Source organism: Mycolicibacterium tokaiense (assembly GCF_010725885.1).
Classification (GTDB): Bacteria; Actinomycetota; Actinomycetes; order Mycobacteriales; family Mycobacteriaceae; genus Mycobacterium; species Mycobacterium tokaiense.
On sequence record NZ_AP022600.1, the window covers coordinates 851,151 to 864,133 of the forward strand.

At 68.3% G+C, this 12,983-nt stretch carries 11 protein-coding genes; 5 read left to right on the forward strand and 6 right to left on the reverse strand.

The annotated features are described in order from the left end of the window. Positions 1 to 280: 280 nt before the first annotated feature. The 3 genes from G6N58_RS04065 to G6N58_RS04075 are packed head-to-tail and all read left to right on the forward strand — an operon-like array spanning position 281 to position 5,023. Positions 281 to 1,033, forward strand: a complete 753-nt coding sequence (locus G6N58_RS04065; RefSeq protein WP_115279624.1) for a hypothetical protein — start codon at positions 281 to 283, stop codon at positions 1,031 to 1,033. Next, positions 1,030 to 3,168 carry an Rv1355c family protein gene (locus G6N58_RS04070; RefSeq protein WP_232067725.1) on the forward strand — a complete coding sequence of 713 codons (2,139 nt, stop codon included), beginning with the start codon at positions 1,030 to 1,032 and terminating at the stop codon, positions 3,166 to 3,168. Before G6N58_RS04065 ends, G6N58_RS04070 begins: the two co-directional genes overlap by 4 nt. A gap of 4 nt (positions 3,169 to 3,172) precedes the next feature. Then, positions 3,173 to 5,023 (forward strand): putative bifunctional diguanylate cyclase/phosphodiesterase, encoded by a 1,851-nt coding sequence (locus G6N58_RS04075; protein WP_115279623.1) that lies wholly within the window; start codon positions 3,173 to 3,175, stop codon positions 5,021 to 5,023. A 4-nt stretch (positions 5,024 to 5,027) separates the two neighbouring features. Here the strand turns inward: G6N58_RS04075 and G6N58_RS04080 are convergent, their stop codons facing one another. The 4 genes from G6N58_RS04080 to ttfA are packed head-to-tail and all read right to left on the reverse strand — an operon-like array spanning position 5,028 to position 8,055. Next, a complete protein-coding gene (locus G6N58_RS04080) occupies positions 5,028 to 5,861 on the reverse strand; it encodes a hypothetical protein (protein WP_115279622.1) in 834 nt (277 codons plus the stop codon). Next, positions 5,858 to 6,397, reverse strand: a complete 540-nt coding sequence (gene pyrE, locus G6N58_RS04085; protein WP_068918689.1) for an orotate phosphoribosyltransferase — start codon at positions 6,395 to 6,397, stop codon at positions 5,858 to 5,860. The genes G6N58_RS04080 and pyrE overlap by 4 nt, the downstream gene beginning before the upstream one ends. A 22-nt stretch (positions 6,398 to 6,419) precedes the next feature. Further along, positions 6,420 to 7,214, reverse strand: coding sequence for an SDR family NAD(P)-dependent oxidoreductase (locus tag G6N58_RS04090; protein ID WP_115279621.1), 795 nt, complete (start codon positions 7,212 to 7,214; stop codon positions 6,420 to 6,422). A gap of 13 nt (positions 7,215 to 7,227) precedes the next feature. Next, entirely contained in the window at positions 7,228 to 8,055 is an 828-nt protein-coding gene (gene ttfA, locus G6N58_RS04095) for a trehalose monomycolate transport factor TtfA (RefSeq protein WP_115279620.1), read from the reverse strand. 124 nt (positions 8,056 to 8,179) lie between these two features. Between ttfA and G6N58_RS04100 the strand changes: the two genes are divergently transcribed. Further along, positions 8,180 to 8,533: a VOC family protein gene (locus G6N58_RS04100; RefSeq protein WP_115279619.1), complete on the forward strand. Its 354-nt coding sequence runs from the start codon at positions 8,180 to 8,182 to the stop codon at positions 8,531 to 8,533. A 47-nt stretch (positions 8,534 to 8,580) separates the two neighbouring features. On the opposite strand, the gene clpB is transcribed toward G6N58_RS04100, so the two are convergent. Beyond that, the gene (gene clpB / locus G6N58_RS04105; protein ID WP_115279618.1) at positions 8,581 to 11,127 is read right to left on the reverse strand and encodes an ATP-dependent chaperone ClpB; all 2,547 of its coding nucleotides are present in this window, start codon (positions 11,125 to 11,127) and stop codon (positions 8,581 to 8,583) included. Positions 11,128 to 11,311: 184 nt separating this feature from the next. Here clpB and G6N58_RS04110 point away from each other — a divergent pair, with 184 nt between their 5' ends. Further along, on the forward strand, positions 11,312 to 11,935 hold the full coding sequence (locus G6N58_RS04110; RefSeq protein WP_115279617.1) for a CYTH domain-containing protein: 624 nt from the start codon (positions 11,312 to 11,314) through the stop codon (positions 11,933 to 11,935). 84 nt (positions 11,936 to 12,019) lie between these two features. On the opposite strand, the gene G6N58_RS04115 is transcribed toward G6N58_RS04110, so the two are convergent. After that, a complete protein-coding gene (locus tag G6N58_RS04115; RefSeq protein ID WP_232067726.1) occupies positions 12,020 to 12,946 on the reverse strand; it encodes a phosphatase PAP2 family protein in 927 nt (308 codons plus the stop codon). Positions 12,947 to 12,983: the final 37 nt, after the last annotated feature.

The following is a 12,983-nucleotide window of genomic DNA, read 5'->3' on the forward strand; positions in this document are numbered from 1 at the left end:
TTCCGCAAATATTGAATTCACCGCCCGGCCCGCTCGCCGGGCATCGGTTGTCTGTTTGCTACTGACCAGTTCCGATGGCAAACGCCCCGCCGGCGCCACCAAGGGCATCCTGCCCTATCAGGACAGACGTCAAAAAGGGCCGTGAACAGCAGGAACGCCCGTAACTATCGGGCGATCCGAGCGATAATTAGGTGTGCACAAAGGCTTGCCGGGGGGATGCGCAAACCAAATAACGCTGTGGCAAACGATCGGCCAACAGCCCGAATGAAACGGAAACTCTGTGACCATTCTGCAAGAGGATGCCATCACCCGCTCTCTGCAGCTCTCCGAGAACTATAGTTGGCACGACGCCGAAAGCGGTGCCACCATTGTGGTCTCGCAACCTCGGATCGATCCGAATCTGTGGACCGAATATCTGGCCGGCGCTGAGCGTAGCTACCACAAATACGGTGTGGACGCGGCATTGGACTGGGATGAGATCGCCGACGGTAGTGCCACTGCACTGTTCTTTGCCGCCATCGACGCTTCCGGCAAAGTTGTCGGCGGCGTGCGGGCCAAGGAGCCGTATGACGACGCCGAGGAATCCCACGCGGTGGTCGAATGGGCAGGCCAGCCGGGGCTCGACACCGTGCGCAAGATGATCGGCGACCGCATCCCGTTCGGGCTCTCGGAGATGAAGACCGCGTGGGTGTCCGACGACCCGGGCACCAGCCGCGAACTCACCACCACCCTGGCTCGCACCGCGATGCACACCATGGCACTGCTCGACATCCAGTTCATCATGGCCACCGCAGCCGCACACGTCCTGGACCGCTGGCGGTCCTCCGGAGGAGTGGTGGTGTCCCGGGTCCCCGCCACTCCGTATCCCGACGAGCGTTACCGCACCAAGATCATGTTCTGGGACCGCCGAACCTACGCCAACCACGCCCAACCGAAGCAGGTCGCCAAGATCGTCACCGAGGCGGCGTACCTTGCTCCGGTGACCTCCGGACTGCGCCCGGTCCCCGCGGCGATCGCCGGGGTGGGCCGGTGAGCCGACCCAACGGCATCGATCACCCACAACCACACACCGCCACCGTGCTCGACGAGAGCGACGAGCAGCACCGTCGTGTCCTGGCGGCGCTGCGGGCCGACCCCGCCACCGAGTTCACCGACACGTTGGCACAGCAACGCGATACCCTCTCGCGCCTGCGGACACCGGATGCGGCCGAGCTCCAGAACGAGGCCCCCCGCTGGGTGCACTACCCGTGGCGGCGCACCGTCGTCGCGGTCCTGGGTCCCCGGTCGTTCGCCACCTTGCGACTGGACCGCAACCGCAACCTGATCACCGCCGCCGAGCAGGCCCGGCTGAGCGGGCTGCGGGTGGGAGTGGTGGGCTTGAGCGTCGGCCACGTCATCGCCCATACCATCGCCATGCAGGGGGTGGCCGGTTTCCTGCGGCTGGCCGATTTCGACGAGCTGGAGCTCTCGAACCTCAATCGGGTGCCGGCCACCCTGTTGGACCTCGGCGTGAACAAGGCCGTCATCGCAGCCCGTCGCATCGCGGAACTGGATCCGTACCTGCCGGTGGACGCCCTCACCAACGGGCTGACACCCGACGACCTGGACCGGTTCTTCGACGGCCTCGACGTCGTGATCGACGAATGCGATTCGCTGGACATGAAAGTGGTGATCCGCGAGGCCGCCCGGGAACGCGGACTGCCGGTGCTGATGTCGACCGCCGATCGAGGTCTGCTGGACGTCGAGCGGTTCGACCTGGATACCCAGCTGCCCATCCTGCACGGGCTGCTCCGGGGTATCGATTCGGCACAGCTGGCCGGGCTCTCGACCCGTGACAAGATTCCCCACATGCTCCGATTCGTCGACATCGCGCGCTCGTCGGCGCGCGGCGCGGCGTCCATGCTGGAGGTGAACTCCACGCTGACGACCTGGCCGCAGCTCGCCGGTGAGGTGGTCCTGGGCGCCACCGCTGTGGTCGAAGGGGTGCGGCGGATCGGGCTGGGCGAGCCGCTGCCGTCGGGACGGACTCGCATCGACGTCGCGGCTGCGCTCGATGATCTGCGTCCGCCGCCACCGCCGGCCGACCTGCCCACGCCGTCAGCGGCCCGAGAAGTCGTTCCCCAGGACGCCGTCCTGGCCGTCGCTGCCGCCGCCGCACGGGCGCCCTCGGGAGGCAACACGCAGCCCTGGCACATCACCACAGGCATCGGGAGCGTCACCGTGCGGATCGCCCCGGAACGGTCATCACGGATGGACGTCGGCTTCCGCGCCAGCGCGGTGGCGCTGGGGGCAGCGGTGTTCAACGCGCGGGTCGCCGCCGCTGCGTCAGGGCACACCGCGGACGTCCGGATCGACGAACACCTCACCGACGGATGCCCGCTGCAGGCCACGGTCCGGCTGTCCCCCGGTTCTGTCCCCGATCTGGCCTCGCTGTACGGGCCGATGCTGGACCGGGGCACCAACCGCAATCACGGCACGGGCGGCTCCCTGGACCCCGCCTCCGCCGAGGTGCTGCGGACGGTCACCGACCACGAGGGTGCGACGGTCCGGCTCATCACCGACCGCGGCGACATCGAGGCGGCGGGCCGCCTGATGGCCGCCGCCGACCGGGTGCGCTATCTCACCGCCGACCTGCACCGGGAGATGATCTCGGAACTGCGCTGGCCCGGTGACGCCGACCAGGACACCGGCATCGACATCCTGGGGCTGGGCATCGACCGCAATGATCTGGTGCTGTTGGAGATCCTGCGCCGTCCCGACGTGATGGCCTGGTTGGCGGACTGGGACGCCGGTCACGGGCTGGGCGACGATACGTTCGACAAGGTGAGTTCCAGTTCGGCCCTGGCGGTGGTGAGCATCGACGGCGACAGTCTGACCGACTATGCGCGCGGCGGTGCTGCCACCGAGGCGGTGTGGATCGCCGCCCAACAGCAGGGCCTCGGCGTACAGCCGATGTCGCCGGTGTTCCTCTACGCCCACGACAGCACGGATCTCGCTGATCTGTCCGCGACGTTCGCCGAGGAGCTGCACGGGCTCCAGACCGCGTTCCACCGGCTGGCCGGTACGGTAGGGCTGCGCCACGCCCTGGTGCTGCGACTGTCCGACGCGCCGCAGCCGTCCACCCGTAGCCGCCGCGAGGCCTACCCGAGAAACATGGTTGAGGTCTGACGGCATGTCGAGACGCTTGGACCTCCTGGTCACCGCTGTTGCCCAGCGCCTGATGGCCGCCACCGCCGAGACCTCGGTGGAGCTAAGCACGCAGGTCCTGGCTCAGCTGGTCGAGTACTTCGGCGTCGACCTGAGCTTCCTGCGCTACAACGACCACGAGATCCGGGCCACCAAACTGATCGCCGAATGGCCGCGACGGGAGTTCATCCCGGATCCCGATCCCATCGGGGTGGTGTACTTCGCGGACGCCGACCCCGTGTTCGCAGCGGCCGAACACGCCAAGGAGCCCGTGGTGATCCGGCCGACGCCGGCCACCGACGACTACCAACGCACCATCGAAGAGAGCAGCGGCGTGGTGGCCACCTCGGGTGCTTTCGTTCCGCTGGTCTCCGGTGACGTCACCACGGGCGCAATGGGTTTCGTGAAGTTCGGTGACCGGGAATGGCTTGCCGAGGAAGTCGACGCACTCAAGGCTGTGGCGTCGCTGTTCTCCCAGGTGCAGGCGCGCATCCTGGCCGAGGAGCAACTGCGCTATCTGGCCGAGCACGACGACCTGACCGGACTGCACAACCGGCGCGCGCTCATCTCGCACTTGGAGAAGCGGCTGGCGGCCGGCCAACCGGGACCCGTTGCCGCCCTGTTCCTCGATCTGGACCGGCTCAAGGCGGTCAACGACTACCTCGGCCACAATGCCGGCGATTGGTTCATCCGGATCTTCGCCGAGCGGCTGCGGGCCAAGGCCGGCGGCGACAGCCTGATCGCCCGGCTCGGCGGCGACGAATTCGTGGTGGTACCCAACACCGCCACCGACGTCGACAGCGGCGAGGAGCTCGCCCACCGCCTGCAGGCAGCGCTGCGGGAACGGGTGGCTATCGACGGTGAAATGCTCACGCGCACCGTCAGTGTGGGCGTGGCGCTCGGCGAACCGGGGGTGGACTCCGCATCGGACCTGCTGCGCAAGGCCGACCAGGCCGTGCTCACCGCCAAAGGCGCCGGCGGTAACAAGATCGCGGTGTTCTCCGAGGACATGTCGCTGGAGACGGCGTTCCGCAACGACATCGAGCTGCACCTGCAGGGCGTCATCGACGGCGACTCACTGGTGCTGCACTACCTGCCCGAGATCGACATGCGCACCGGCGAAGTCCTGGCCGCCGAGGCCCTGGTCCGCTGGCAGCATCCCACCCGCGGGTTGCTGTACCCGGACTCGTTCATCGCCGTGGCCGAGTCCATCAACCTGGCCGGTGAACTGGGCCGCTGGGTGATGCGCGCTGCATGCGAGGAGTTCAGCGGGTGGCGCTCGCGTGGCGTGGCCCTGGATGCTGTTCTTCGGGTGAATGTTTCGCCGGTGCAACTGGTGTCCGACGGTTTCGCCGACACAGTGGCCGACATCCTCGACGAGTTCGGCCTCGCGGGTGAATCGGTGTGCCTGGAGATCACCGAGAGCGTGGTCGTCCAGGACATCGAGACCACCCGCATCACGCTGGCAGCCCTCAAAGAGGTGGGCGTGCAGATCGCCATCGACGATTTCGGCACGGGCTACAGCGTATTGTCCCATCTGAAGTCCCTGCCGGTGGACACCCTGAAGATCGACCGCAGCTTCGTACACGACTTGGGCAGCAGCGCAGGCGATCTGGCGATCGTGCGCGCGGTGATCGCGCTGGCCGAGGCGTTCGATCTGCAGCTGGTGGCCGAAGGTGTGGAGACCGAATCAGCAGCCCGCACCCTGGTCCAGCACGGCTGCAACCGCGCTCAGGGCTTCCTGCTGTCGCGGCCGCTGGTGGGTCCGGCGATGGAGGCGATGTTCGCCCAGAAACGCATTCCGGCGCCCATCCCGGCACCGACCCCGTCGAGCTAACGCCTCAGGTCCGGCGCAGCAGCTCCAGCCGCCCGAACCTGCTGGCCGCGCGCGACACCAAGGCCACCTCGGCTGTCGTATCGGACTCCAGATCCTCTGCGCTGCTGTCGGTTTCAGCGGCCAGCGGGGAGAGCATCACGCCGTGCCGCGTCCGCACCAGGCGCACACCGTCTTCGGTCGAGAGGGCCGCACCGACCACCGCACCGCTGTCGAAGACCAGATGCTGCAGAGTGCCGTGGGACTCCCCTTCCTCGTCGACGAGGCCGGCCAACCAGTTCGCCACACTGGCGCCGGGCCGGTCGGAGTCCAGCTCGATGGTCGCCAGCACGGTGACCTCCACCGTGCCGTCGGGACCGGTGTAGGTCGCCGACAGCCGGGGGTCGTACACCCGCGTGTAGAGCAGGCCATACCGGGCGGCCACACACGACGATCCCCAATCACGCAGCGCGGCACCGTGAAAAGTAGGTAGGCGGGTGCGTCTGGACTCAGCGGGCGACGGGCCGTCGACCACCCGGACGGGCACATCGGGTGCCGTCACGTCCACCGGATCGAACTCCTCGGTGAGAGCGCTCAGGTAGTGCTCGGAGTCGGCGTGGGCGCTGCCGAGTAGTCCGGCCAAGCCGGACCCGGTTGTCGGCGACCCGCCGGCTTCGACCAGCAAGACGTCGAGTCCGGCCGCACGCGCGGCCCCCGCCATGGCGACACCGAGGCCCCCGCCGACACAGATGACGTCCGCGACGTCATCCCAGTCGATGTCGTCGGCGTGCCGGCCGCCGAAGGCATCCGGGGTCCGATCGTCGTCGTGGGGCTCGCCCGGGATGGACGCAGGTGGGGTCACCCCAGCCCCAGGTCCTCGAGGCCCAGCGCGCTGCGGTAGGGCACACCTTCGGCCTCGATGATCTCTGCGGCTCCGGTGGCCCGGTCCACCACAGTCGCGACCCCCACCACGTGGCCCCCGGCGTCGCGCACCGCGCGGACAGCGGTCAGCGGAGAGGCACCCGTGGTGCTGGTGTCCTCGACCACCAGGACCCGCTGGCCGGCGACGTCGAAGCCCTCGATGAGTTTCTGCATACCGTGTGTCTTGGCGGATTTGCGCACCACGAACGCGTCGACCGGTCGGCCGTCGGCGTGCATGATCGCGGTGGCGACCGGGTCGGCCCCGAGCGTCAGGCCACCCACGCCGGCGTAGTCCCAGTCGCTGGTGAGCTCGCGCATCAGCGAGCCGATCAACCGGGAGGCCCTGTGGTGCAGGGTGGCTCGGCGCAGGTCGACGTAGTAGTCCGATTCCTTGCCCGAGGACAGGATGACGCGGCCGCGCACCACGGCCAGCTCGCGCACCAGGGCGGCCAGCTCAGCACGGTCGGTGTGGGTCATCTCGGGTGCGCTCACGGGTTCCTCACGTTCTGTTGCGGCCTTTTCCGAAAGTGGTGGCGAGTGCGCGGACCAGCGTGCGCGGCGTCAGCCGGCTCGCCGTGGTCAGGACCTTGTACTGCCAGCCGGGGACAATGACGACACGCCCTCTGGCCACCGCCGCCATGCTGTCGCGCACCACGTCCTCGACGGTCAGCCAGAGTGCCTCTCGCGTGCCCGCCATCTCGATGCCGGCCCGCCGGTGGAACTCGGTGCGGACGAATCCCGGGCACACCGCGTGCACGCTGACGCCGGTGCCCGCCAGTGCGCCGGACAGGCCCTCGGTGAACGACACCACCCAGGCCTTGGACGCCGAGTACGTCGAACCCCGGCCGGGCACCAGGCCTGCGACGCTGGCGATGTTGATGACGGTCCCGGAACCCGCGGCCAGCATGCCGGGCAGCGCGGCGCGAGTCAGGTGCAACACGGCCGTCACGTTCACGTCCAGCTGAGCCTGCAGCAGCGCAGGCTCCGCGCTCCAGAATTCACCTGCAGTGCCGAACCCGGCGTTGTTGACCAGAATGTCCACTCCGGCGGCCACCCGTTCGACCACCGCGGCGCGGTCCTCGGCCACCGACAGGTCGGCGGGGAGAATTTCGACCCGGCGGCCGTGCCGCGCTCGCAGGTCGTCGGCCAGTCCGGTCAGGCGGTCCACATCACGGGCCACCAGCACCAGGTCGTAGCCATCGAAGGCGAGTCGGCGTGCGTAACCCTCCCCCAGCCCGGACGTGGGCCCGGTGATCAGTGCCGTGGGCGGATACGAGTGTGTTCCGGTGACCACCCCGCAAGCCTAGCTAGCGCTGCAGATGCGGTGCCTGGCGCCCGATCGGCGGTGTGCGCCGGACCGGTTCCCGCTGGTCGGGCTCACGCCGCGCCATGTCGGGGGACACACCGGGAACCGGGGGCAGTTCGCCCGCCCGGGCCGGCGGCAACTCGCCGGCACGCCCGGCGGGGGCCAGCGGGCGGCCCGGCGACGCGTTGCGACGCGGGGACCCCGCCAGTGCGGCCTGCTGTGGGATGGGCGGCAGCACACGTAGCAGATCGTTGAACTGCCGGACGGTGCGCAGTCCCTCGTCCCACTGGGCGCGGGTGCTGCTGATCGGCATCGAGACGAGCGTCCAGTTCTGCTCGTTCCACATGACTTCGGCGCAGTCCGGTGCGGTGTGCGCGAACGTCACCATGCGGCGGTCGCAAGCGCGGCGTGCGGCGTCCAGATTGGTGGAGTACACCATCCGGGGCCCGATGGCGCCCAGCAGCCACATGTCGTTCTCGCGCGGTTCCTTGATGCCCTTGAGTCGCAGATCCATCACCACGTTGGTGCCGACCTTGCGGTGCAACGCGATGACGGTGGCCACGTCCTCGAGATCGAAGATGAAGACCGCTTCCCCACGGATCTGTCCCAGCACGACGTTGCGCGCGGAGACGTCGCCGACCGTGGACATCACGCCGCGCTTCCAGCGCTCGAGGATGTCCGCGGACTCCGGCTCGAAGTCGAAACCGTGGGAACGTGCCCACGACTTGCGGCGACGGCCGAGCCCACGACGTCGATCGTGATCGACGTACAGCAAAACACCCGCACCCACGAAACAGAGTGCGGACAGTGTGAACCAGAGCGGGACCATTGCCACCAGAGTATCCGGTGGGCGTCGCGGGGGAAGAATCCGAGGGATTACAAGCTGGTATCGATGACTTTCCGCCCGGAGCCCGGTCTACCCCCATACGCATGGGAAACAGGGAAGGAGTCACGTGGAGATCCAGCATGTCCTGGCTGTGGCCCCGGTCACCGATCTGGCGGCCGCGCGCTCCTGGTACGAGCGGTTGTTCGGCGCCGAGGCCACCAACACCCCGATGCCGACGTTGGTCGAGTGGCGGGTCACCGACTCCGGCTGGGTGCAGGTGTTTACCGACGCCGAGCGCGCCGGCACCGCGGCGGTGAATCTGGCCGTTGCCGACCTGGACGCCGCGGTGGCAGAACTCGGCGGACGCGGGCTGGCGCCCGGCGAGATCGTCACCGCCTCCAAGGGCGTCCGGTTGTGCTCGCTCACCGATCCCGACGGCAACACTGTGACGCTGATCGGCGGGTTCCGGGTCGCCTACTGACCAGTGAGCAGTCCCCCGCGCGCGAGGGACTGCTCACTGGTGCGATGTCAGCCGAGGATGAGGTGTTCGCCGTCGGCGCTGAGGTTCACCGGCACGACGTCGCCGTCGTGCACCTCACCGGCCAGCAGCATCTTGGCCAGCTGGTCACCGATGGCCTGCTGCACCAGCCGGCGCAGCGGCCGGGCACCGTAGAGCGGGTCGAAGCCGCGCTCCCCCAGCCACTTCTTGGCCGGCAGCGACACCTCGAGCGTGAGGCGGCGCTGCGCCAGCCGCTTCTGCAGCTGCGCCAGCTGGATGTCGACGATGGAGACCAACTCCTCGGGGTTGAGCCCGTCGAAGATGATCACGTCGTCCAGCCGGTTGATGAACTCCGGCTTGAACGCCGAGCGCACCGCGGCCATCACCATCTCCTCGGTGCCGCCGGCACCCAGGTTCGACGTCAGGATCAAGATGGTGTTGCGGAAGTCGACCGTGCGGCCTTGGCCGTCGGTCAGCCTGCCCTCGTCGAGCACCTGCAACAGGACGTCGAACACATCGGGGTGTGCCTTCTCGATCTCGTCGAACAGGATCACCGTGTACGGACGCCGCCGCACCGCCTCGGTCAATTGACCGCCCTGGTCGTAGCCGATGTAGCCCGGAGGCGCTCCGACCAGCCGTGCGACCGAGTGCTTCTCGCCGTATTCGCTCATGTCGATGCGCACCATGGCGCGCTCGTCGTCGAACAGGAATTCCGCCAGTGCCTTGGCCAGCTCGGTTTTACCGACGCCGGTGGGGCCCAGGAACATGAACGACCCGGTCGGCCGGTTGGGGTCGGCGACGCCGGCCCGTGAGCGGCGCACCGCGTCGGACACGGCCGTCACTGCCTTGCGCTGGCCGATCACCCGTTTGCCGAGTTCGGACTCCATGCGCAGCAGCTTGGCGGTCTCGCCCTCGAGCATGCGCCCGGCCGGGATGCCGGTCCAGGCCGACACCACGTCGGCGATGTCGTCGGGACCCACCTCCTCCTTGAGCATGACGTTCTCGCGGGCCTCGGCCGCCGGCAGCAGCGCGTCCAGCTTCTTCTCCACCTCGGGGATGCGGCCGTAGCGCAGCTCGGCAGCCTTGGCCAGGTCGCCGTCGCGTTCGGCGCGTTCGGATTCCCCGCGCAGGCTGTCCAGCTGTTCCTTGAGCTCACGCACCACGTCGATGGCGCCCTTTTCGTTCTGCCACCTGGTGGTCAGTTCCGAGAGCTTCTCTTTGTGGTCGGCCAGTTCGGCGCGCAGCTTCTCCAGCCGGTCGACCGATGCTGCGTCGGTTTCCTTGGCCAGGGCCATCTCTTCGATCTCGAGACGACGGACCAGACGTTCCACCTCGTCGATTTCGACTGGGCGGGAATCGATTTCCATCCGTAGCCGCGACGCCGCCTCATCCACCAGGTCGATGGCCTTGTCGGGCAGGAAGCGGCTGGTGATGTACCGGTCACTCAGCGTGGCGGCAGCCACCAGCGCGGAATCGGTGATCCGCACACCGTGGTGCACCTCGTAGCGGTCCTTGAGGCCACGCAGGATGCCCACGGTGTCCTCCACCGACGGCTCCCCCACCAGCACCTGCTGGAAGCGCCGCTCCAGTGCGGCGTCTTTCTCGATGTACTTGCGGTACTCGTCGAGGGTGGTGGCACCGACCAGGCGCAGCTCGCCACGGGCCAGCATGGGCTTGATCATGTTGCCCGCGTCCATCGCGGACTCCCCGGTGGCTCCGGCGCCCACGATGGTGTGCAGCTCGTCGATGAAGGTGATGACCTGACCAGCCGAGTTCTTGATGTCGTCGAGGACGGCCTTGAGCCGCTCCTCGAATTCACCGCGGTACTTGGCGCCGGCCACCATGGACCCCAGGTCGAGTGAGACAACGGTCTTGTCGCGCAGGGATTCCGGCACGTCGCCGGCGATGATGCGCTGGGCCAGACCCTCGACGATCGCGGTCTTGCCGACGCCGGGCTCGCCGATCAGCACCGGGTTGTTCTTGGTGCGGCGGCTCAACACCTGGACGACACGGCGAATCTCGTTGTCGCGTCCGATGACCGGGTCCAGCTTGCCTTCCCGGGCCGCGGCCGTGAGGTCGGTGGAGTACTTCTCCAGCGCCTGGTAGGTGCCCTCGGGGTCGGGACTGGTGACGCGGGCGCTGCCGCGGACCTTCACGAAGGCGTCCCGCAGCGCCTGCGGTGAGGCGCCGTGCCCGGTGAGCAGCTTGGCCACTTCGGAGTCGCCGGTGGCGAGCCCGAACAGCAGGTGTTCGGTGGAGACGTACTCGTCGTCCATTTCGGTGGCGAGTTGCTGGGCGGCGGTGATGGCGGCCAGCGACTCCCGGGACAGCTGCGGCGTCGAGTTGGCACCGCTGGCACTGGGCATCCGCGCGATCTGGCGCTCCGCCTCGGTCCGAATGGTCGCTGGGTCAACTCCGACCGCCTCGAGCAGCGGCGCGGCGATGCCGTCGTTCTGCGTCAGCAATGCCATCAACAGATGGGCGGGCCTGATCTCGGGGTTGCCGGCAGCGGTGGCCGCCTGCAGTGCCGACGTCAGCGCCGCCTGGGTTTTCGTGGTCGGGTTGAACGAGTCCACGGCACCTCCATTTCCATGTACGTGAGGACCGCACGATGGGCCCTTCGAATGCTTGTCGCCTTGAACAACGCAGTCAAGGTTGAGTCTGTTCCGCTCAACTCTACAAAGTTTCCGCAGAATTTCCACCCCCGGACACGACCGGCCGAACCCGCCACCCCGGCTGCGGGCGGGCTACCGTCGGCTGATGTCCGACAGCGACCCCGGCGACTTCGAGTTCGAGCGGAAGTTCTTCGTCCGTGAGATGCCCGCCGTGGCGGCCTCCGATCCCCGCCCCATGGTCATCGCGCAGGCCTACCTGTTCGTCTCGGACGGATATGCAGTGCGGGTGCGGGTGCAAGCACCGGCCCCGGCCGACCTGCCCGCCGATCCCGCCGCGTTGATCAACGCGCTGGGCCCTGATGCCATCGGCACCATGACCGCCAAGGGCCCCGCTGCCGGCGGCACCCGCTACGAGGCCGAGCGGGAACTCGATCCGCTGGTCGCCGGGCAGATCGTCGCGCGAGCCACCCACCTGGTGGTGAAGGTCAGGTCGTCGGTGTGGCTCGGCGAGGACGGCTGGGTCATCGACCGTTTCCTGGGTGACAACGCGCCGTTGCTGGTCGCCGAGGTGGAACGCAACTCACCCGTCGTCGACCTCACCATCCCCTCGTTCTGCACCACCGAGGTGTCCGAGGACGACCGGTTCCGCAACGAGTATCTAGCGCATCAGCCTTACGGGTCCTGGGCCGCGGACTACGGTCGCGAACTGGACCTGCTCGGCCCGAAGTTCCTCGACAGCCTGGGACACAACCACTTCGAAGGCACCTGACCAACTCCTGCCGAGCGCCCGTGTTTGTACCCAGACACGCCGCGGTACGCGTACACAACACGCACGCTCGGCGGGCGCCGACCGCTAGCGAACCGTCACCGGGTCGCGGCGCTGTTTGGTCTCCAACCGGCGCCAGGTCCACCAGAACAGCAGGGCCGCGGTGATGGACCCCGCGGCGGCCAGCCACTGTGAGCCCAGGAAGAGGTCCCATTCGACGGGGCGGTCATCGAGGTGGGCCGCCGCGGCCTGCAGCACCTGCACCGAGCCCCACAGCAGACTGAAGGTGCCGACCACGGCGACGGCCACCACGAACACCGTCCGCAGGGTGAAGCGCGCCGCACTCGGCGAGGCGACCGCCCGGATGCGGCCGGTACGGGCCAGGAAATACGATGCCGCACAGGCGACCACGAGTGCCACCGCGTCGGCGGCGAGGGTGTCGGAGAGCCGGTGTGCACGGATGATGACGGTGTAGGCGCCGATACCCACCGCCCAGGTGAGGGTGAAGAACATCGCGATGCCGCGAAAGCGGTAGGGCATCACGATCAGCGTCGCGAACAACAGCGACATCGCCGCCGTGGTGTGCCCACTCGGCAGGGTGTTGTCGACCCAGCCACTGTGCACCACGCCGAGGTCCGGCCGCGGCAGCGCGTAGTACTTCAGGACCTGGGTGACGGCCTGCCCCGCAAGGATCACCGACACTCCGGCCACCGCCAGCCACAGCTGCCGCCGCAGCAGCCCGATGATGCCGACGATCAGCGCCGCGGCCAGCTGCGAGGTCACCGAGATGGTGTGGAACTGGTGCAGCGCCGCCCGCCGCAGCTCCGGGTCCACCTGGCTGGCGCCGCGCAGTGCTGCGTTCTCCAGCGCCTGCCCGGTGCGGGTCTGGACCGCCAGCAGATAGACCGCCACACCGAACAGCAGAGCTGCGACCAGGACGACCGCCCACCGGCGCCGCGCGGTGACCAGCATGCGGTCCCCATTGAGCGCACCCCGCGCCTCCAAGACAGCCACTGAGCACGCCTTTCGACTTCCGGTCCTATCCACCCGG

What these genes read in the sequence shown, in the direction of transcription:
- G6N58_RS04075 (WP_115279623.1), top strand. Translation starts at nt 3,173, where the DNA reads ATGTCGAGACGCTTGGACCTCCTGGTCACCGCTGTTGCCCAGCGCCTG.
- pyrE (WP_068918689.1), bottom strand. Translation starts at nt 6,397, where the DNA reads ATGACCCACACCGACCGTGCTGAGCTGGCCGCCCTGGTGCGCGAGCTG.
- ttfA (WP_115279620.1), bottom strand. Translation starts at nt 8,055, where the DNA reads ATGGTCCCGCTCTGGTTCACACTGTCCGCACTCTGTTTCGTGGGTGCG.
- G6N58_RS04110 (WP_115279617.1), top strand. Translation starts at nt 11,312, where the DNA reads ATGTCCGACAGCGACCCCGGCGACTTCGAGTTCGAGCGGAAGTTCTTC.